Origin of the sequence: Streptomyces sp. NBC_01335 (genome assembly GCF_035953295.1) — a bacterium.
Lineage (GTDB): Bacteria > Actinomycetota > Actinomycetes > Streptomycetales > Streptomycetaceae > Streptomyces.
In genome coordinates this window covers 1,489,888-1,510,636 of the sequence record NZ_CP108370.1, presented here as the reverse complement: position 1 = coordinate 1,510,636, position 20,749 = coordinate 1,489,888, and the positions used below count along the sequence as shown (strand labels likewise).

Below are 20,749 nucleotides of genomic sequence, written 5' to 3'. Positions count from 1 at the left end.
CCGTCGCGCGTGCCTGGTGGCCGGACCGGCCAGGCGTCGATGGCGCAGCCCTCTCCCAGGGGAGGGGCGCGTGGGCGGGACCGACCCTACGTGGGGGAATCGACGGGCCGCCTCCGGGTTTTCGGGCGGGAGGTGCAGAATCTGCACCGTGACTCTGACGATCGTGATCGACCCGGACACCGGCACCGCCCCGTACGAGCAACTGCGCGCGCAGATCTCCGAACAGGCCCGCTCGGGCGCGCTGCCGGTCGGGTACCGGCTGCCGACCGTGCGCGGGCTCGCCGAAGAGCTCGGCCTGGCCGCCAACACGGTGGCCAAGTCCTACCGCGCCCTGGAGGCCGACGGCGTCATCGAGACCCGTGGCCGCAACGGCACCTTCGTCGCGGCGGCCGGCGACGCTGCGGACCGCAGGGCCGCGACCGCCGCGCAGGCGTACGCGGACGAGGCCAGGCGCCTCGGCCTCTCCCGCGCCGACGCCCGCGCCCTCGCCGAGGACGCGCTGCGGGCGGCCTACGAGGGGTGAGGGCGCGGCGTCACGCGGCAGGCCGCGCCCGGGTCCGCCGCGCACCGCTCACAGGTACAGGCCCGCCTCCGCGCCCGCGTCCTGCTTCGGTACGGAGGCCGGGCCGCTGCCCCGGCGCAGCGCGAACAGTTCGGCCAGGGTCGCCCCTTCGCGGCCGACGCCCTCGTCCGTACCCAGCCAGGACACCGCCTCGGGCCTGCTCAGCGGGCCGACCTCGATCCGGGCCAGGCAGCGGCCGGGCCGGACGACCGCCGGGTGCAGCCGCTCCAGGTCCTCGTTGGTGGTGACCGCCACCAGGACGTTCCGGCCCTGGCCGAGCAGGCCGTCGGTCAGGTTGAGCAGCCGGGAGAGCGCCTGACCCGCCGTGTGCTTGGCCTCGCCCCGGATGAGTTCGTCGCAGTCCTCCAGGAGCAGCAGCCGCCACCGCCCCTTCCCGGAGCCGTCGTCCTCGCCGATCGCGATGTCCATCAGATAGCCGACGTCGTTGAAGAGGCGCTCCGGGTCCAGGACGCAGTCCACCTGGCACCAGTCGCGCCAGGCGCGGGCCAGCGTCCGCAGCGCCGAGGTCTTCCCGGTCCCGGGCGGGCCGTGCAGCAGCAGGAGCCGGCCGGAGATGTCGTCCGGGGTGACCTTCATCAGCCCGTCCATCGCCCCGGCCACCCGCGCCGAGTAGTTGGGGCGGACCTGGTCCCAGGTGCCCGCGGAGATCTGGCGCGTGGTGCGGTGCGGCCCGCGCTGCGGCGAGACGTACCAGAACCCCATGCTCACGTCTTCGGGCTGGGGTTCGGGCTCGTCCTGGACGCCGTCCGTCGCCTCCTTGAGGACCCGCTCCGCCAGCTCGGCACTGGTCGCGGTCACGTTGACGTCGGCGCCCCGGCTCCACCGGCGCGCGAGCAGGGTCCAGCCCTCGCCCTCGGCGAGGGTCGCGCTCCGGTTGTCCTCGCGGGCGGTCCGTACCACGGTGGCGTCCGGCGGCATGAGTGTCTTGTCCGGCTTGACGCGCTCCAGCGAGCAGCTGTGCGCGTACGGTTGCTCGCCCGTCGTGAAACGGCCGAGGAACAGCGAGTCCATCACGTCGGAGGGGGAGTCGCTGTCGTCGACGGTGAGCCGGATCGGCAGCGCGGACTCGAGGTTGGCAGACATGCGCCCATGATCCGCCAACGTGCGGCCCGGCGCACCGGGTTTCCCCGGCGGGCATGGTCCCTCGTCCCGGTGGAGTGCGCCAGGTGCAGGGGTCCTGCGGGGGAGGGCGTGGGCGGGCACGGGAGCTACACGAATTCTCCAAGTCCCTCCCGTATCAGGCGAATCGCGTGACGCACCGTCAACCACCGCATGCGTGTACGTAATCCTGCGCCCGGGATACGCGTGTGTCCTCGCGGAGCGATAGGGTTAACCTGCCCGCACCGGGTGCCCTCGTACGGGTGGGGAGTGACATGGAACAGATAACGGTCCGCAGCAGGCCGCGCGTGCCTGCCATCACATGTGGAAGCAGTGCGACCAGTTCGCGGCTCGACCGCCATCTCGCGGTGCTCGGCGGCCCTGCCGTCCCGCAGCGCGAAGCGGCCGAGGCGACGCTGCTGATGCGCGAGCTGACCTCGCGCGACGCCGCGCACCGCCACGGCAGCAAGAGCGCCCGCGTGTCGCTCTTCGCCCCGCTGCGGAGACTGCGGCGCTCGCTCTTCGGCAGCCGCCACTGACGGGTCGGCCCTGCCACGACCGGCCCGGCCGCCTCAGGCCCGGCCGCCACCGGGTCGGCCCTCGCGCGGGTCGGCCCGGGAGATCGCTCTGCCCTGATGTCCCTGCTCCGATGTCCTGATGCCGGTGGTGCCGCCTGCCCTCCCGTCCTCCCCGGGGCGCATGGCGGCACCCGTCGGATGCGGACGCGGCGACCCGGTCGAAGGGCGCACGAGGTTAACCGAAGGGCTCCGACGAACGGCTGACGCAACCCGGACGTAAGGTGACGCGCCCGGACGTACGGCGGCGCGCCCGGCTCCCTCCCCGCCGGGCGCCCGGTCCGCGCTGCCCGTGCCGCCGCGGCCCAGGGCGTGTGTCGAAAGTCCCGCCTGTCCGGCGACGCCCGGCACGCACGCTTGCCGCGTTGTCGGGATCGCCCCGATACGTCCAGTATCGGGGCGACCCTCCGCCGTGCGATCGCACGCACCGGACGGCGCTACTTTCGACACACGCCCTAGGCCGTGTCTGACAATTCCCGTCGGGCGGTCGGCGCCCGGCACGGCACCTCGCGGCGTTGTCGGACCGCCCGAGTACATCCAGTACTCGGGCGGTCCTCCGCCTTGCGATGCACCGCACCGGACACCGCCCGCTGATCCGACGCGAATTGTCAGACACGCCCTAGTCGACCCTGCGGTGCCCCGGTCCGAGGAGCAGAAGGTCCGTACCCGCTGTCTCCTCGGCCGGACCGGCGCCGATGTTCCCTCTCCCGCGTCGGCAGACGGTTGGGGCCTGGGCACAGGCGCGTAGCCGAGCGGGGGGCGGACGGTGGGAACTTGCCTGATGGGCCCTGGTGGGGATAGATCTACTGCACGACCCTGGGGAGGGGCGCCACCGCTGGTGGGGGGTTCTGGTCCGTCATGCCGTGCGCCGGTGTCCTGACCGACACCGAAGGCACGTCGACGACGTCGTGCATCCGATACCGCACTCGCGTGAGCCGGCTCCGGCACGCGCGCCGCTCTCCGTGGAGCCGTCTTTTCCACAGGAGGCAGAATGCCCAACTCCGCAATACCCGGGGCCCGGCGGTCCCGGAAGATCGCTGCGTCGGCGGCGGTCGTCTGCGCCGGTCTGCTGGTCAGCGGTTCGATGACGATCACCGCACACGCGGCGGGAAGCAACGCCGGAGCGCAAGGCGCCACCGCCGAGTACCCGGCCTTCACGGTGCCGGGCGGTGAGGACGCGGTAACACCCGGGCCGAACAGTGCGATGGCCCGTTCCGCGGTAGTGACCATGGCGGCGGCGCGCGCCGACTTCGACGGCGACGGCGCCGGAGACCTCGCCTACCGCGAGGACTGGGGCGAGGTGTACGTCGAGGGAGCGAACGGCCCGGTGGCTGTCATTCCCTCGGAGAGCTCGCAGGTCAAGGACCTGATGCTGCCGGGCGACATGTCAGGCGACGGCAAGCCCGACCTGCTGACCCTCACGGTCACCGGCGCTCTCCGGCTCCACAACGGCGCGAAGGCGACAAAGGCGGGTGGCCTGACCTCGTACACCACGCTGAGCACCGGCTGGCAGGCGTACAACAAGCTGATCGTCCCCGGTGACCTGAACGGTGACGGCAAGCCCGACCTGCTCGCCCGCAGCACTGCTGGACTCTTCCTCTTCCCCGGCACCGGGACCAACTTCGGCAAGGGCATCCAGGTCGGCGGCACCGGCTGGAGCCAGTTCGACCAGCTGGTCGGCGCGGACGACCTCACCGGCGACGGCATCGCCGACCTGGTGGCCCGTAACGCCACCGGGCTCTTCGTCTACCCCGGAAACGGCAAGGTCACCGGATACCCGTTCAAGACCCAGATCCAGATCGGCGGCACCGGCTGGCTGCAGTACAACCAGCTGGTCGGCGGTAGCGACTACGACGGCAACGGCACCGCCGACCTCATGGCCCGGGGCTACGACGGCAAGCTGTACTACTACGACGGCAAGGGGACCGGTACCTTCCAGGCCCGGGAGACCCTCGCCTCCGGCTGGAACAGGGTCGGCCAGTTCGCGGGCGCCGGCGCCATGCAGGCATTCGGCAAGTCCGGGGTCTACGCCCGGACCGCCGGCGGCACCCTGTACTCGTACGAGGGCACCGGCCTCGGGAAGCTGTCGGTGAAGAACCTCATCGGCTCGGGCTGGAGCCGTTCCGAGAACCGTCTCGTGCACAGCGTCGCCCTGCGCTCGGACGGGTACTCCGACCTGATCCTGCACGACCTGTACGACGGCAGCCTGTACAACACGGCTGACTACGCGCAGGAAGATTTCGTCATCTCGCCCGGTTCGAAGTCCTACAACCTGGTCGTCGGTCCGGGTGACCTCACCGGAGACGGCAAGAGCGACCTGATCGCCCGCAGTTCGACCGCGTTGTACCTCTACGCGGGCAAGGGCGACGGCCTCGAATTGCCGGGCCGTGTCCAGGTCGGCGGCAGCGGCTGGAGCCAGTACAACAGGCTGGTCGGCGCGGGTGACTTCAACCGCGACGGCCGGGCGGACCTCATCGCCCGCAGCTCCGCCGGGCTGTTCTTCTACGCCGGCACCGGCAAGGCGGCCACCCCGTTCGGTGCCCGTGTCCAGGTGGGCGGTGCGGGCTGGAGCCAGTACTCCAACCTCGCGGCTCCGGGGGACATCAACGGGGACGGCATCGGCGACCTCCTGGCGTCCAACTCCAAGGGCGAGTTGTTCTTCTACGCGGGTACCGGCGTCGCCAAGACCCCGTTCAAGGCCCGGGTCCAGATCGGCACCGGGGGCTGGAACCAGTACCCCGACCTGGTCTGACCCTCGGGTCCCCGCACCCGGCTCCGGAAGGCGCACCACGCCTGCTCCGGCCTCCGGGCGCGCTGTGAAGCGACTTTGCCCTCTGCCCTTCGCTCCACGGCGGGAGGCGGAGCCGCTTCACCAGGTACGAACTCCGGTCAGTCCGCGTCCACCGTCACCGAGAAGGAGAACCGGTCGCCCCGGTAGTGGATGCGGGCCACGTCGACCACCCGGCCGCCGGTGTCGTAGGTGACGCCGGTGAAGTGCAGGATCGGGCTGAGCAGCGGCACCCGCAGCAGCTCGGCGGTGGCCGGGTCGGCGAGGCGGGCCTCCACGGTGTCGGTGATCCGGGATATCGGCACGCCCGCCGTGTCCCGCAGGATCTTCGTCATCGGCCACCGCTCCAGCTCGGCGGCGTCGATCCGGGCGGCGACCTCCGGACGCACCATGTTCTCGGCCCAGTTGACGGGCTCACCGGTCACCGCGTCGCAGCGCAGCCGCCGGTAGCCGACCACCTCGGCGCAGTCCGGGAAGTGGTGGGCCAGTTCGCCCGGCACGGCGGTGGGGCCGTGGCCGAGAACCGTCGTCCGCTCGCCCGACTGCTGGGCCACGATCGCGTCGACGGACCCGAGCACCCGTACCGGCGAGACCCGCCTGGCCCGGGGCTCGATGAAGGTGCCGTGCCGCCGCTGCCGGCTGATCAGCCCCTCCGACTCCAGCTCCTTGAGCGCCTGGCGCATGGTCAGGACGCTCACCCCGTAGTGCGCGGCGAGCCGTTCCTCGGTCGGCAGCCGGGGAGGGGCGTCGTGCGGACGGCCGAGTATCGAGGCGCGCAGCGACTGCGAGACCTGGTACCAGAGGGGGAGCTTCCCGTTCAGCACCAGGGAGTCGGGGGCGAAGGCAGCCGTCCCCGTCCCCGTCCCCGCGCCCGTCCCCGCGCCTTGGTCGCCCGTGGTCTCCTCCGGGGCGGCGGGTCCGCCCCGACCGGTCCGGCCACGGTCCGTGCGTTCTGCTTGCATCCGGTCCACCTCCTGGTCTCACCCCGGCTCGCCGGACATGGAAGCTATGGCCGGAAGTTGCTGTCCAGACCCTGCCACACCCCGTCGTAACCGCGCTGGAGATGGGGGGCGGAGGCGGCGTGACCGGTGAGCGTCAGCGGGCGGCGCGTCTCGAACATGAACGCCAGCCCGTCGTCGATCCGCTGCGGTACGAGCTCCGCCGCGCTCGCCCGGTCGAAGGTCTCCCGGTCCGGACCGTGCGCCGACATCATGTTGTGCAGCGAGCCGCCGCCCGGGACGAAGCCTCCGGACTTCGCGTCGTACGCCCCCTCGATCAGCCCCATGTACTCGCTCATCACGTTCCGGTGGAAGTAGGGCGGCCGGAAGGTGTCCTCGCCGACCAGCCAGCGCGGCGCGAAGACCACGAAGTCGACGTCGGCCAGCCCCGGGGTGTCGGTCGGCGAGGTCAGCACGGTGAAGACCGACGGGTCGGGGTGGTCGTAGCTGATGGTGCCGATGACGTTGAAACGGCGCAGGTCGTAGACGTACGGCGTGTGGCTGCCGTGCCAGGCGACGACGTCCAGCGGGGAGTGGTCGTACGTCGCCGTCCAGAGGTTGCCGCAGAACTTGTTGATCACCTCGAACGGGCCCTCGCGGTCCTCGTACGCGGCGACCGGGGCGCGGAAGTCCCGTGCGTTGGCCAGTCCGTTGGCACCGATCGGGCCCAACTCAGGAAGCTCGAAAGGGCTTCCGTAGTTCTCGCAGACGTACCCCCGGGCGGTCGCGTCGAGCAGCTCGACCCGGAAGCGCACCCCGCGCGGGATCAGCGCCACCTCGCCGGGAGCGGCGCGCAGCAGGCCCAACTCGGTGCGGAGCAGCAGCGCACCCTGCTCGGGGACGATCAGCAACTCACCGTCCGAATCGCTGAACACGCGTTCCGTCATGGAGGAGTTGGCGTGGTACAGGTGCACCGCCATGCCGGTGCGGCCGGCCGCGTCGCCATTGCCGCCGAGGGTCCACAGCCCGGCGACGAAGTCGGTGCCGGGGGAGGGGGCGGGCAGCGGGTCCCAGCGGAGCCGGTTGGGATCGGGCACGGTCTCCGTGAACGGTGCGGAACGGAGCGAGCCGTTGCCGGCGCGGACGAACGCCGGATGCGCGGCGGAGGGCCGGATCCGGTACAGCCAGGAGCGGCGGTTACGGGCGCGGGGCTCGGTGAACGCGGAGCCGCTGAGCTGCTCCGCGTACAGCCCGAGCGGCGCGCGCTGGGGGGAGTTGCGCCCGTGCGGCAGCGCGCCCGGCACCGCCTCCGAGCTGTGCTCGTTGCCGAAACCGGTGGAGTACGCCAGGCGCCCGCCGGACACGGTCCCGGCGGTGTCCGGGCCGGCCGCGGTGTCCGCGCCGCCCGTGCCCGTGTTCCCTGTGCCGCGTGTGCCGTCGGCGTTCCGCGTGTCGCGTGTGCCGTCCGTACCGCGTGTGCCGTCCATGCCGCCCATACCACTGCTCCCGGTGCCGAGACGGGCCCCCGCGGCCCTCGGGAGCGCGCGGGAACCGTGGAAGGTGAATCCTATGGACCACCGTAGGAATGGAGAAGGGGCCCGTCAACGCCAATCGCCGCGCGTCCGGAAGCCGGGCGGGGCCTGGTGGAGGCAGGTGGAGACGGGTGGGGGCCGGGTGGTCTCCGGCATGATGGGGCCGTGTCCCACCCGAAACCGAAGCTGCGCCGCGCCCCCGTCCAGCAGCGCAGTGCCGAACGGCTCACCCGGATACTCGACGCCTGTGCCGCACTCCTCGACGAAGCCGGCTACGAGGAGCTCTCCACCCGGGCCGTCGCCCTCCGCGCGGAGGTGCCCATCGGGTCCGTCTACCGCTTCTTCCCCAACAAGCGCGCCCTGGTGGACGCCCTCGCGGTGCGCAACCTCAACTCCTACACCGAGCACCTGACCACCCGGCTCGCCGCCGTCCCCGCCGCCGACTGGCGGGGCGCGATCGACGCCGTACTCGACGAGTACCTGGCGATGCGGCGTACGCTCCCCGGCTTCGCCCAGGTCGACTTCGGGGCCGCCGCACACGCCGACGACCCCCAGCACCGGGCGAACCACCGGCTCGCGGACCGGCTCGCCGAACTCCTCGCGGGACACCTGGGCGGCAGCCCGGACGAGGACCTGCGCCGCGCCGTCCTGGTCGGCGTGGAGGCGGCCGACGCCACGCTCCAACTCGCCTTCCGCGAAGACCCGTCCGGCGATCCGGCGATCGTCGCCGAGGTCCGGGTGCTGCTCCACGCCTACCTCGCGCGGGTGCTCGACTGAGGGAGCGCCCTGCCCGACCGAGGGAGCGCCCTGCCCGACTGAGGGGGCTCCCTGCCCGACGTCCCGACCCGTCCCGTCCAGGGGCTCCCCGACATGCGTACCGGTCGGTATGCTCGCGCTGACCCAGTCGCTCCCCGGGGAGGCCCCGTGTCCGCCAACTCCCGTACCGCACCCCGCATCTGCCCGCTCTGCGAGGCCACCTGCGGGCTGACCCTCACCATCGAGGGGACCACCGTCACCGGAGTGCGCGGGGACCGTGACGACGTCTTCAGCCGGGGTTTCATCTGCCCCAAGGGAGCCGCCTTCGGCGGGCTCGACGCCGACCCCGACCGGCTCCGCACCCCGCTCGTCCGCCGCGAGGGCGTCCTGCGCGAGGCGACCTGGGAGGAGGCGCTCGACACCGTCGCCGCCCGCTTCCGTGAAGTCACGGACGCCCATGGGCCGCAGAGCGCCGGACTCGTCCTCGGCAACCCCAACGTCCACACCATGGCGGGCGGCCTCTACCCGCCCCTGCTGATCGTCGCGCTGGGCACCCGCAACGTCTTCAGCGCCAGCACCCTCGACCAGATGCCCAAACACGTCTCCAGCGGGCTGCTCTTCGGGGACGCCAACGCCATCCCCGTACCCGATCTCGACCGCACCGACCATCTGCTGCTCATCGGCGCCAACCCGCTGGAATCCAACGGAAGCCTCTGCACCGCGCCCGACTTTCCCGGCCGGCTCAAGGCGCTCCTCGCCCGGGGCGGCACGCTCACCGTCGTCGACCCGCGCCGCACCCGTACGGCCAAGCTCGCCGGACGCCACCTCGCGATCCGGCCCGGCGCGGACGCCCTGCTGCTCGCCGCCCTCGCCCACGTACTCGTCGCGGAGAAGCTCGCCGACCCCGGTGCGCTCGCCGATCACCTGGACGGACTCGACCGACTCGCCGACGCCCTCGCGGACTTCACCCCGGAGGCGGTCGCCGGGCCCTGCGACGTCGACCCGGCCACGGTCCGTGCCGTCGCGCGGGAACTCGCCGCCGCGCCGACCGCCGCCGTCTACGCCCGCATCGGCAGCTGCACCGTCGCACACGGCACCCTCGCCAGCTGGCTGGTGGACGTCCTCAACATCCTCACCGGCAACCTCGACCGCCCCGGCGGCGCCCTCTTCCCGCTCGCCGCCACCGCGCGCGCCCCACGCCCCGCGGGCCCCGGCAAGGGCTTCGCTCTCGGCCGCTGGCACAGCCGGGTCTCCGGACACCCCGAGGCCAAGGGCGAACTCCCCATGGCCGCACTGGCGGAGGAGATCGACACCCCCGGCGAGGACCGCATCCGCGCCCTCGTGGTGCTCGCCTCCAACCCGGTGCTCTCCGCCCCCGACGGCGACCGGCTCGACCGGGCGCTCGCCGAAGGCCTCGACTTCATGGTCAGCGTCGACCCGTACCTCAACGAGACCTCCCGCCACGCCGACGTCGTGCTGCCCCCGCCGCCGCCCTCCCGCTCCGCCCACTTCGACTTCGCGCTCAACACCCTCGCGGTGCGCAACCAGGTCCGCTACACCCGCCCGGCCGTGCCGCTGGACGAAGGAGCCCTCGACGAGAGCGAGATCCTGGCCCGGCTGATCCTCGCCGTCGGCGGCAACCACGGGGCGCCGCCGGAGACGGTCGACGCGTACGCCGTCGCCGCCGCGCTCGACCGGGCCGGAGCACCGAGGGAGCTCGCCGAACGCCTCTCGGGGACCACCGGACCCGAGCGCCGGCTCGACCTGATGCTGCGGCTGGGCCCGTACGACCTCACCCTGGACGACCTGCTCGCCCACCCGCACGGCATCGACCTCGGCCCGCTCCGCCCCCGGCTGCCCGAGGTCCTCAGGACCCGCAGCGGCCGGATCGAGCTGCTCCCGGAGCCGCTCGCCGCCGACCTCCACCGGCTGCGCGCGGCGCTCGGCGACACCCCGGCCCCGCTGGTCCTCGTCGGCCGCCGCCACCTGCGCTCCAACAACAGCTGGATGCACAACGTCCCGGCGCTCAACCGGGGCACGAACACCTGCACCCTCCAGATCCACCCCGAGGACGCGCACCGGATCGGCCTCGTGGACGGCGCCACCGCCCGGATCGAGGCGGCCGGCGGAGCGGTCGAGGCGCCCGTCGAGATCACCGACACGGTCCGCGCCGGAGTGGTGAGCCTGCCGCACGGCTGGGGACACGGCCGCCCCGGCACCCGGCAGTCGGTCGCCGCCGCCCGGCCCGGCACCAACGTCAACCAACTGCTCGACGGCACCCTCCTCGACCCGCTCTCCGGGACCGCCGTACTCAACGGCTTCCCGGTCCTGGTGACCACGGCCCGGTGACCCCCGCGGGCGCGGCCGCCCGGCCGTCACCGTCGCCCGCCGAACCCTCAACTCCCCTGCCTCCAGGGCGAAAACATTGCGACAACCGGAATCTCTCCTGGCACTTCAGGATCCGTCGCTCTCTCCCGTCGCAACCTTCGCGCGAGTCATTCACACGCCCCGCACCGTGGGTTAACTTCAGGCCACGCAGCCGCTCCCCACAGTGCAGCCGCATCACTTTTCCATGGGCGGAACCTCATGACTCGCGCGATCTCTCTGCAGGACATCAGCAAGGCGTACGGACGGGGTCCGCGCGCAGTGGACCACTTCTCGCTCGACATCGCACCCGGTGAGTTCGTGGTGCTGCTCGGCCCCTCGGGCTGCGGCAAATCCACCGTCCTGCGGATGATCGCGGGGCTGGAGGAGGTCACCGAGGGGGAGATCCTGCTCGACGGCGTACCGGCCTCCCATCTCCAGCCCCGCGAACGGGGCATGGCGATGGTCTTCCAGAACTTCGCCCTCTACCCGAGCATGACGAACCGGGGCAACATCGGCTTCCCGCTCAAGCTCCAGAACCCGCGCGAGGACGCCACCGAACAGATCGAGGCCACCGCCCGGATGCTCGGCATCGAAGGCGTCCTGGACCGCTACCCCGGCCAGCTCTCCGGCGGTGAGCGCCAGCGCGTCGCCATGGGCCGGGCCATCTCCCGCCGCCCCTCGGTCTTCCTGATGGACGAGCCGCTCTCCAACCTCGACGCCAAGCTCCGCAACCACCTGCGCGCGGAAATCGCCCAGCTCACCAAGGAGTTGGGGGTAACCACCGTCTACGTCACGCACGACCAGTCCGAGGCGATGTCCCTCGGCGACCGGGTCGCCGTGCTGCGCGGCGGGGTCCTCCAGCAGGTCAGCTCGCCGCGCGAGGTGTACGCGCTGCCCGAGAACGTCTTCGTCGCCGCCTTCATCGGCACCCCGAGGATCAACCTCCTCCAGGCCGTCGTGCACGCGCCGCTCGAAGGCCGGATGTCGCTCGACCTCGGCCGCCAGCGCCTCGCGCTGCCCGAACCGCTCAGCCCCGACCACCAGTTGCTCCGCATCCAGCAGGGCCGCCGGATCATCGTCGGGCTGCGCTCCGAGGCCGTACGGATCGCCCCGCCGAGCCAGGCCCGCCCCGGCGAGGTGGCGCTCGGCGGCATCGTCCAGCACGTGGAGTACCAGGGCCACGAGGCGCTGGTGCACCTCAACACCGGATCGCGGCCGGCCGTCGTGCCCGACCTCGAATCGGCCCGCCCGGAAACGTCCACGCGCCGGCGCCGCGCCGCGGGCGGACGCGCGGGAGGAGCGGACCACGGCGACTACGGGGACTCCGCGCGCCGCGGACGCCGGGAAGGCACCGCCTGGGCCCGGGGCGGCGGCCTCGGCGTGCTGGAACGCCTCCGGGAGAAGGCCGGCCACATCAGCGGACCGGTGGTGGCGCTCGGCGAACCTTCCCGCAACGGGACGGCGCACGCCATGAGCGGCCCCGACCGCCCGGCCGTCACCCCCGGCGACCTGGTCGTACGTACCAGCCCGGACATGCGGCTGCGCACCGGCGGTCAGGTGCCCCTGCTGGTGGACCTGGCGCACCTGTACGTCTTCGACCACCAGGGCCGGCGGATCTGCCCGCTGCCCAGGGACGTGCCGGGGCTGGACGTCTGAGCCGTCCCCGCCCCGAGCGCCCGGCCCGAGCCCGGGCCCCGGCCCCGCACGCCCGGCCGCTCGCGGTGCCCGCGTCTTCGCGAGGTGCGTTGCGAGGAACGCCCCGGGGGCCGTGGCCACGGCAGGCTTCGTACCGCCGCGGCCACGACCCCCGGGGCGTCGTCCGTCAGCTCTCCGTATCAGTGCCGGACGCAGTGCCGGACGCCGCCCCCGCAGGTTTGGTGGCGAGGATGTCGCGGGCCTGTTCGGCGGCGCGGGTGATGCTCTCCGAGACGAAGCCGGTGAAGCGGGCGATGTTCTCCAGACGGTGGGCGGCCGGAGTGCCGGTGCCCAGTACGCCGACGCCCACCCGTGCCACCTCGGCGAGTTGGGCGGTGGAGCGGGCGCTCGCCATCACCGACTGGTACCAGACGTCGTCGTCGGCGACGTACCGCTCGCGGCGCCCCTCGTCGCGCTCCCGGCGGACGAGCCCCTGGCTCTCCAGGAACGCGATCGACTTGGAGATGGTCGCCGGGCTGACCTGGAGGCGCCGCACGAGTTCGGCCGCGGTGACGCTGCCCGCGTCGGTGGTGAAGAGGCAGACCAGGACCCCGGCCATCATCCTGGACAGCCCCGACTGGACGAGGACGTCCGTGAACGTCTCCTCGTACGCGCGCACCGCCTCCGCGTCCCGCCCGTGCCCCGGGGGCTCAGGCGCCTCCGGCTCCCGGGCTTCCGCCTGCCGCGGGCGCTGCGCGCGACGCCCGGTGGCGCGCTGGGCGAGGTCGGCGCGGTAGCCGGTGGGGCCACCGTTGCGCATGACCTCGCGGGTGACGGTCGAGGTGGGGCGGTCGAGGCGCCGCGCGATCTCCGCGTAGGCCAGGTCGTCGGCCAGTCCGAGCGCGATCTGCTGGCGTTCCTGCTGGGTGAGTCTGCCTCCCGGCATCGCGTTCTCCCTCGTGGTGCGTGCGAGGGGCCCTGGAGCCCTCTGGTGGTGCGTGCGAGGGACCCCGGTCCGTGCGGAGCCCTCCTGGTGCGACCTTAGCGTTCGCACTCAAGCCATTGCAACGACGATGGATGTGGTCGTTGCGTTCGATCCAAATCCATTGCAATGAAATCCCTCAATCCACCTGCGGAGACCGGAATTTCGGGGATTACGTCGTTGCCGGATCCGTGAATGCAACGTAGCGTTTCTCATGTCGGAAACGGCGGGCCGCAGGGGCTCGCCCAGCAGACCCAGGAGAAAACGATGCAGAAGTTCACCACCCCCGCCCCCATCTCGGCCGTCGTCGACATCCCCGCCGGACACATCCGGTTCATCGCCGCCGACCGGCCCGACACCGTGGTCGAGGTCCTGCCCGCGGACGCCTCCAAGAGCCGCGACGTCAAGGCGGCCGAGCGGATCGAGGTCACCCACGCCGACGGAGTCCTGCGGATCGAGGCCTCCGAGGCGGGCAACCGGATCCTCGGCCCCTCCGGAGCGGTCGAGCTGACCGTCCAGCTGCCCGCCGGCTCCCGTATCGAGGTGAAGGCGGCCAGCGCCGAACTCCGGGGCGTCGGACGGCTCGGTGACGTCGTCTTCGACGGCCAGCAGGCGACCGTCAAGCTCGACGAGACCGCGAGCGCCCAACTCACCGTCCTCGCCGGGGACATCACCGTCGGCCGCCTGGGCGGACCCGCCGAGATCAGCACCCAGAAGGGCGACCTGCACATCACCGAGGCCGTCCGCGGCACCGTCACCCTGCGCACCGCGCACGGGGAGATCACCGTCGGCGCCGCCCGCGGGGTCTCGGCATCCCTGGACGCCGGCACCACCTACGGCCGGGTCCACAACGCGCTCTCCAACACCGACGGCGCTGCCGCCGCCCTCAACCTCCACGCGACCACCGCCTACGGCGACATCACCGCCCGCAGCCTGTAAAGGAGCACCCCCATGGCACTCTCCGCGAACCCCGCAAGCCCCGCCCTCCCCGCCGCCGGCCTGGCCATCGCGGCGAAGGGTCTGCGCAAGTCCTACGGCGACAAGACCGTCCTCGACGGCGTCGACCTGGCCGTCCCGGCAGGCACGATCTTCTCCCTGCTCGGCCCGAACGGTGCCGGCAAGACCACCGTCGTCAAGATCCTCTCCACCCTCATCACCGCCGGGGCCGGCGAGCTGAGCGTCGGTGGCCACGACGTGGCCACCGCCCCGCAGGCGGTACGCGCCGCGATCGGGGTCACCGGACAGTTCTCCGCGGTCGACGGACTGATCACCGGCGAGGAGAACATGCTCCTCATGGCCGACCTCCACCACCTGCCCAAGGCGGAGGGCAAGCGCGTCGCCGCCGAACTGCTGGAGCGGTTCGACCTCACCGAAGCGGCGCAGAAGCCCGCCTCCACCTACTCCGGCGGCATGAAACGCCGCCTCGACATCGCCATGACCCTGGTCGGCGACCCGAGGATCATCTTCCTCGACGAACCCACCACCGGCCTCGACCCCCGCTCCCGCCACACCATGTGGGGCATCATCCGCGAACTCGTCACCGGCGGCGTCACCGTCTTCCTCACCACCCAGTACCTCGACGAAGCCGACGAACTCGCCGACCGCATCGCCGTCCTCCACGACGGAAAGATCGCCGCCGAAGGCACCGCCGAGGAACTCAAGCGCCTCGTCCCCGGCGGACACGTCCGCCTCCGCTTCACCGACCCCACCACCTACCGCGAAGCCGCCACCGCCCTGCCCGACGCCTCCCGCGACGACGACGCCCTCGCCCTCCAGATCCTCAGCGACGGCAGCCAGCGCGAACTCCGCACCATCCTCGACCGCCTCGACACCGCCCACGTCGAAGCCGACGAACTCACCGTCCACACCCCCGACCTCGACGACGTGTTCTTCGCCCTCACCGGCGGCACCCGCGTCCCCCACCAGACCGCCCCGTCCGACCAGACCGGCGCGCCGGCCCAGTCGGTCAACTCCCAGGAGGACGAAGTCCGATGAGCTCTCTCTCCCTCGCCGTGCGCGACTCGTCCACGATGCTGCGCCGCAACCTGCTGCACGCCCGGCGCTACCCCTCGCTCACCCTGAACCTGCTGCTCACGCCGATCATGCTGTTGCTGCTCTTCGTCTACATCTTCGGCGACACCATGAGCGCGGGCATCGGCGGCGGGGACCGCTCCGACTACATCGCCTACATCGTCCCGGGCCTGCTGCTGATGACCATCGGGAGCACCGTGGTCGGCAGCGCGGTCTCCGTCTCCATGGACATGACCGAGGGCATCATCGCCCGCTTCCGCACCATGTCGATCCACCGGGGATCGGTCCTCGTCGGACACGTCGTCGGCAGCGTCCTGCAGTCGGTCGCCAGCGTGGTCCTCGTCGGGGCCGTCGGTGTCGCCATCGGGTTCCGGTCCACCGACGCCACCGTCCTGGAGTGGCTGGCGGCGTTCGGTCTGCTCGTGCTCTTCGCTCTGGCGCTCACCTGGATCGCGGTCGGCATGGGCCTGGTCAGCCCGACCGTCGAGGCGGCGAGCAACAACGCGATGCCGCTGATCCTGCTGCCGCTCCTCTCCAGCGCCTTCGTCCCCGTCGACACCATGCCCGGCTGGTTCCAGCCGATCGCCGAGTACCAGCCCTTCACCCCGGCGATCGAGACCCTGCGCGGACTCCTGCTCGGCACCGAGATCGGCAACAATGGCTGGATCGCCGTCGCCTGGTGCCTGGGCCTCTCGGTCCTCGGCTACCTCTGGTCGACCTCGACCTTCAACGCCGACCCGAAGTAACCGCCGTGACCACGCGGGCCGCAGCCCGCAACCCGTTCCGCCCCAGGGCGGCGTCATCCGGCACCGAGCCGGAGAGCGCCGCCCCTCGGCGTTCCCGCCCCTGTCCGTATGCGGCTCGCGCCGACGTGACGCGCGTCTCCGGCCCCCGGTCCGTACCGGCTCTGGCGCGCAAAAACTAACAGCGCTAGTTTGGGGTTCGGACGACCAGGCCGCGCGGAGACGTCGGACGCTCCGGTCCGGCGACGCCAGTGGGCGGCCCGCACGCAGGTACCGCAAGCCCGGGAGGAACAGCCATGAAGGCCCATGACGGGATGTACATCGGCGGCGCGTGGCGGCCCGCCGAGGGGCGCGACGCCATCGCGGTCGTGAACCCGGCCGACGAGCAGGTCATCGCCCATGTGCCCGCCGGTACGGCCGCCGACGTGGACGCCGCCGTACGTGCCGCGCGTGCCGCGTTCCCCGGCTGGGCGGCCACCCCGCCCGCCGAGCGGGCCGCACGGCTCGCCGCCCTGCGCGACGTCCTCGCCGCCCGCGCGGAGGAGATCGCCGAGACGGTGACGGCCGAACTCGGCTCCCCGCTCCGGCTCTCGCAGACCGTGCACGCGGGCGTCCCGGTGCTGGTCGCCGGTTCGTACGCCGACATCGCCGCCGGCTACGCCTTCGAGGAGAAGCTCGGCAACTCCACCGTGCTGCACGAGCCGGTCGGGGTCGTCGGGGCCATCACCCCCTGGAACTACCCGCTCCACCAGATCGTCGCCAAGGTCGCCCCCGCGCTGGCCGCCGGCTGCACGGTCGTCCTCAAGCCCGCCGAGGACACCCCGCTGACCGCCCAGCTCTTCGCCGAGGCGACCGAGCAGGCCGGGATCCCGGCCGGCGTCTTCAACCTGGTCACCGGGCTCGGCCCGGTCGCGGGCCAGGCGCTCGCCGAGCACCCCGGGGTCGACCTCGTCTCCTTCACCGGCTCCACCGCCGTCGGCCGGTCGATCGGCGCCACCGCGAGCGGAGCCGTCAAACGTGTCGCGCTGGAGCTGGGCGGCAAGTCCGCCAACGTCATCCTGCCGGGCGCCGACCTCGCCAAGGCGGTCAACGTCGGCGTCGCCAACGTGATGTCCAACTCCGGCCAGACGTGCAGCGCGTGGACCCGGATGCTGGTGGACGCGGAGCGGTACGAGGAGGCCGTGGCGCTCGCCGCGGCGGCCGTCGCCAAGTACGTGCCCGGAGAGCGGATCGGCCCCGTCGTCAACGCCAAGCAGCAAGCACGGGTGCGGAGTTACATCGAGAAGGGTGTGGCGGAGGGCGCCAGACTCGTCGCCGGAGGCCCCGACTCCCCGCGCGAGGAAGGGTATTACGTCAGCCCCACCGTCTTCGCCGACGTCACCCCGGACATGGTCGTCGCCCAGGAGGAGATCTTCGGCCCGGTCCTCACCATCCTCCGGTACGAGGACGAGGAGGACGCCCTCCGGATCGCCAACGCCACCGTCTACGGCCTGGCCGGCGCGGTCTGGGCGGCCGACGACGAGCGGGCCGTGGCCTTCGCCCGCCGGATGGAGACCGGCCAGGTCGACATCAACGGCGGCCGGTTCAACCCGCTGGCCCCCTTCGGCGGCTACAAGCAGTCCGGCGTCGGCCGCGAGCTCGGCCCGCACGGTCTCGCCGAGTACCTCCAGACGAAGTCGCTCCAGTTCTGACACCTCCTTTCTGGCGCCCACCCAGTTCTGGCACCCGCCCCTTCCCGACACCCACCCAGTTCCGACTCCGTCCCGCCCAGTTCCGAGTCCACCCCGCAGCCGGGTCCCGCCGGGCCCGGCCGACCACACGAGGAGCCGTCCGTGGTTCGCGCCGCCGTACTGCCCGCCGTTCAGGCGCCGTTGGAGATCACCGACATCGAACTGCCGGAGACCGGACCGGGCCAGGTGCGGGTGAGTCTGGCCGCCGCCGGGGTCTGCCACTCCGACCTGTCCCTGAGCAACGGCACCATGCGCCTGCCGGTGCCCTGCGTCCTCGGACACGAGGGCGCGGGCACCGTCCTGGAGGTCGGCGAGGGCGTCGAGCACATCGCCGCCGGCGACGGAGTCGTCCTCAACTGGGCTCCCTCCTGCGGAAATTGTCACCCCTGCCGGATCGGCGAGATCTGGCTCTGCGCCGACGCGCTGAAGGGCGCCGCGAACGTCCACGCCCGCCTCGCCGACGGCACCGAACTCCACCCCGGCCTGAACGTCGCCGCGTTCGCGCAGGAGACCCTCGTCGCCGCGAACTGCGTGCTGCCCGCCCCGGCCGGCATCCCGCTCACCGACGCCGCCCTCCTCGGCTGCGCGGTACTCACCGGCTACGGCGCGGTCCACCACTCCGCCCGGGTACGCGCCGGGGAGACCGTGGCCGTGTTCGGGATCGGCGGGGTCGGCCTCGCCGTGCTCCAGTCGGCGCGCATCGCCGGGGCGTCCCGGATCATCGCCGTGGACGTCACACCGGAGAAGGAGGAGCTGGCCCGGCTGGCGGGCGCCACCGACTACGTCGTCGCCTCCGCCACCACCCCGCGCGAGATCCGGGGGCTCACCGACGGGGTGGGCGCGGACGTGGCCGTGGAGTGCGTGGGCCGCGCGCAGACCATCCGTACCGCCTGGGAGTCCACCCGCAGGGGCGGCCGCACCACCGTCGTCGGCATCGGCGCCAAGGACCAGGACGTCACCTTCAACGCCCTGGAGATCTTCCACTGGGGCCGCTCCCTGACCGGCTGCGTCTACGGCAACAGCGACCCGGAACGCGACCTGCCGGTGCTCGCCGAGCACATCCGTGCGGGCCGCTTCGACGTGTCGTCGATGGTCACCGAACGGATCTCCCTCGACGGCATCCCCGCCGCCTTCGAGAACATGATCGCCGGCAAGGGCGGCCGGGCGCTGGTCACCTTCTGAGGCCGTCGGCTTCCGGTGGAGGGAGGCCGTCGCCTGCCCGCGCCCGCGGGCGGGCGACGACGACGGGCGGTCCCGTCCGCCGGAGTCAGCGCACCGGGGCGTCGGCCCGTTCGACCTTCTGGGTGCCGTTGAGGGTGCGGTACGAGCGGACCCAGGCGGCCGTGGCGTCCTGGCGGGTCTTGTCGGACACCGCGTAGTAGTCCATCTGCGAACGTTCTGCGGTCACGTCGAGGACCCCGTAGCCGTGCCCGTCCATGTCGACCCACTTCACATGGCGGTTGGCGGCCTTCACCGCCAGGGCGGCGACCACGGAGGCCGTCTGCGGGGGGACCCCCAGGATGTCGTCCAGGTTGTCCGAGGTCACCGACGTCACCACGAACTCGGTGGCGGCGGAGGCCGACAACGGGTACGTCGCCGCCTTCACCGGGACGTCGTTGGCCCACGCCATGTGGATGTCGCCGGTCAGGAAGACCGTGTTGGTCACCGACCTGGTCCGCAGGTGGTCGATCAGCTCCTTGCGGTCGTCGGTGTAGCCGTCCCACTGGTCGACGTTGACGGCGAGGCCGCCACCGGGCAGACCGAGCAGCTCGGCGAGGGGCGCGAGCACGTCGGCGGGGACGGAGCCGAAGGCGACCGGGGAGATCATCACCGACGTCCCGACCAGCTTCCAGGTGGCCGCCGACCCGGCGAGACCGGCCTTCAGCCAGTCCAGTTGGGCCCGGCCGGTGATCGTACGCTCCGGGTCGTCGACCGAGCCGCTGCCGACCGACGCCTGCGCGGAACGGAAGCTGCGCAGGTCGAGCAGGTGCAGTTCGGCGAGGCTGCCGAAGGAGAGGCGGCGGTAGACGGTGCCCTCGGTGGAGGCGCGGACCGGCATCCACTCGAAGTACGCCTGCTTGGCCGCCGCGACCCGGTCGGCCCAGACGCCCTCGGTCGCCGGGGTGTGGTTCTCGGCCCCGCCGGACCACGCGTCGTCGGCGAACTCGTGGTCGTCCCAGATCGCGATCACCGGGTGCGCGGCGTGCAGGGCCTGGAGGTCGGCGTCCGTCTTGTACGTGGCGTGCCGCGTGCGGTAGTCGGCCAGGGTGAGGATCTCGTTCAGCGGGGAGTGCGGGCGGACGACGGTGTCCCCGTGGGCGTAACCGCCGGACGCGTACTCGTAGATGTAGTCCCCGAGGTGCAGCACGGCGTCCAGGTCGGCGCGGGCCGCGAGGTGCCGGTACGGGGAGAAGAAGCCGGCCTCCCAGTTGGCGCAGGAGACCACGCCGAAGCGGACGCCGGGCGTCGCCGCACCGGAGGCGGGCGCGGTGCGGGTGCGGCCGACGGGGGAGAGGACCTGCCCGTCGGCGGCCGAGAAGCGGAACCAGTAGGCGGTGGCCGGGCGCAGCCCCCGGACGTCCGCCTTGACGGTGTGGTCGGACGCGGCCCGGGCGAGGGACGTACCGGCGGCGACCGTACGGGAGAACGCCCTGTCCTCGGCGATCTCCCAGCCGATCTCGGTGTCCGCGCCCCGTCCGGAGCCGGGCACGGCGTCCGGGGAGGGCGTGACGCGGGTCCACAGGAGGACGCCGTCGGGGAGCGGATCGCCGGAGGCGACACCGTGCAGGAAGACCGGTCCGGCGGAGGCCCGGGCGGCGGTCGCGCCGAGGAGGACGGGGGCGGCGACGGCCGTCGCGGCGGCCGCCCTGACGACCGTACGACGGCTGGGTGCGGGAGCGTGTTGTGTGGTCACGGGCGCACACGCTACTGACCGGTACGGTCAACTGGCCCACGAAAGGCAGAAGTTCGCCGCCCCGTCGGAATCCGGTC

16 protein-coding genes are annotated in these 20,749 nt (G+C 72.5%); 11 read left to right on the top strand and 5 right to left on the bottom strand.

From position 1 onward, the window contains the following. Positions 1–148: 148 nt before the first annotated feature. Positions 149–523 (top strand): GntR family transcriptional regulator, encoded by a 375-nt coding sequence (locus tag OG599_RS06210; RefSeq protein WP_327174940.1) that lies wholly within the window; start codon positions 149–151, stop codon positions 521–523. A gap of 48 nt (positions 524–571) precedes the next feature. Here OG599_RS06210 and OG599_RS06205 read toward each other — a convergent pair whose 3' ends face one another. After that, positions 572–1,666, bottom strand: a complete 1,095-nt coding sequence (locus tag OG599_RS06205; RefSeq protein ID WP_327174939.1) for a DUF5925 domain-containing protein — start codon at positions 1,664–1,666, stop codon at positions 572–574. A gap of 290 nt (positions 1,667–1,956) precedes the next feature. Here OG599_RS06205 and OG599_RS06200 point away from each other — a divergent pair, with 290 nt between their 5' ends. Both OG599_RS06200 and OG599_RS06195 read left to right on the top strand, forming a co-directional pair. Beyond that, positions 1,957–2,220, top strand: coding sequence for a hypothetical protein (locus OG599_RS06200; protein WP_327174938.1), 264 nt, complete (start codon positions 1,957–1,959; stop codon positions 2,218–2,220). Positions 2,221–3,247: 1,027 nt separating this feature from the next. Then, the gene (locus tag OG599_RS06195; protein WP_327174937.1) at positions 3,248–5,008 is read left to right on the top strand and encodes an FG-GAP repeat domain-containing protein; all 1,761 of its coding nucleotides are present in this window, start codon (positions 3,248–3,250) and stop codon (positions 5,006–5,008) included. 137 nt (positions 5,009–5,145) lie between these two features. On the opposite strand, the gene OG599_RS06190 is transcribed toward OG599_RS06195, so the two are convergent. Next, positions 5,146–6,006, bottom strand: coding sequence for a GntR family transcriptional regulator (locus tag OG599_RS06190; protein WP_327174936.1), 861 nt, complete (start codon positions 6,004–6,006; stop codon positions 5,146–5,148). Positions 6,007–6,050: 44 nt separating this feature from the next. Next, entirely contained in the window at positions 6,051–7,469 is a 1,419-nt protein-coding gene (gene hmgA, locus OG599_RS06185; protein WP_327174935.1) for a homogentisate 1,2-dioxygenase, read from the bottom strand. A 210-nt stretch (positions 7,470–7,679) separates the two neighbouring features. Between hmgA and OG599_RS06180 the strand changes: the two genes are divergently transcribed. The 3 genes from OG599_RS06180 to OG599_RS06170 all read left to right on the top strand — a co-directional run bounded on the left by OG599_RS06180 (position 7,680) and on the right by OG599_RS06170 (position 12,293). After that, positions 7,680–8,291 (top strand): TetR/AcrR family transcriptional regulator, encoded by a 612-nt coding sequence (locus OG599_RS06180; RefSeq protein ID WP_327174934.1) that lies wholly within the window; start codon positions 7,680–7,682, stop codon positions 8,289–8,291. 147 nt (positions 8,292–8,438) lie between these two features. Beyond that, positions 8,439–10,619, top strand: coding sequence for a molybdopterin-dependent oxidoreductase (locus OG599_RS06175; protein WP_327174933.1), 2,181 nt, complete (start codon positions 8,439–8,441; stop codon positions 10,617–10,619). 237 nt (positions 10,620–10,856) lie between these two features. Beyond that, positions 10,857–12,293 carry an ABC transporter ATP-binding protein gene (locus OG599_RS06170; protein WP_327174932.1) on the top strand — a complete coding sequence of 479 codons (1,437 nt, stop codon included), beginning with the start codon at positions 10,857–10,859 and terminating at the stop codon, positions 12,291–12,293. A gap of 166 nt (positions 12,294–12,459) precedes the next feature. On the opposite strand, the gene OG599_RS06165 is transcribed toward OG599_RS06170, so the two are convergent. Beyond that, complete coding sequence (locus OG599_RS06165) at positions 12,460–13,218, bottom strand: helix-turn-helix domain-containing protein (RefSeq protein WP_327174931.1); 759 nt, start codon at positions 13,216–13,218, stop codon at positions 12,460–12,462. A 303-nt stretch (positions 13,219–13,521) separates the two neighbouring features. Here OG599_RS06165 and OG599_RS06160 point away from each other — a divergent pair, with 303 nt between their 5' ends. The 5 genes from OG599_RS06160 (at position 13,522) to OG599_RS06140 (ending at position 18,940) form a co-directional block, all read left to right on the top strand. Continuing rightward, positions 13,522–14,193: a DUF4097 family beta strand repeat-containing protein gene (locus tag OG599_RS06160; RefSeq protein ID WP_327174930.1), complete on the top strand. Its 672-nt coding sequence runs from the start codon at positions 13,522–13,524 to the stop codon at positions 14,191–14,193. A 12-nt stretch (positions 14,194–14,205) separates the two neighbouring features. Next, the gene (locus OG599_RS06155) at positions 14,206–15,249 is read left to right on the top strand and encodes an ATP-binding cassette domain-containing protein (RefSeq protein WP_327174929.1); all 1,044 of its coding nucleotides are present in this window, start codon (positions 14,206–14,208) and stop codon (positions 15,247–15,249) included. Continuing rightward, positions 15,246–16,031, top strand: coding sequence for an ABC transporter permease (locus OG599_RS06150; protein WP_327174928.1), 786 nt, complete (start codon positions 15,246–15,248; stop codon positions 16,029–16,031). Before OG599_RS06155 ends, OG599_RS06150 begins: the two co-directional genes overlap by 4 nt. A gap of 293 nt (positions 16,032–16,324) precedes the next feature. Continuing rightward, positions 16,325–17,719 carry an aldehyde dehydrogenase family protein gene (locus OG599_RS06145; protein ID WP_327174927.1) on the top strand — a complete coding sequence of 465 codons (1,395 nt, stop codon included), beginning with the start codon at positions 16,325–16,327 and terminating at the stop codon, positions 17,717–17,719. Between the two features lie 141 nt (positions 17,720–17,860). Continuing rightward, the gene (locus tag OG599_RS06140) at positions 17,861–18,940 is read left to right on the top strand and encodes a Zn-dependent alcohol dehydrogenase (RefSeq protein ID WP_327174926.1); all 1,080 of its coding nucleotides are present in this window, start codon (positions 17,861–17,863) and stop codon (positions 18,938–18,940) included. 85 nt (positions 18,941–19,025) lie between these two features. Here OG599_RS06140 and OG599_RS06135 read toward each other — a convergent pair whose 3' ends face one another. Further along, positions 19,026–20,672: an alkaline phosphatase D family protein gene (locus tag OG599_RS06135; protein ID WP_327174925.1), complete on the bottom strand. Its 1,647-nt coding sequence runs from the start codon at positions 20,670–20,672 to the stop codon at positions 19,026–19,028. Positions 20,673–20,749 lie beyond the last annotated feature (77 nt).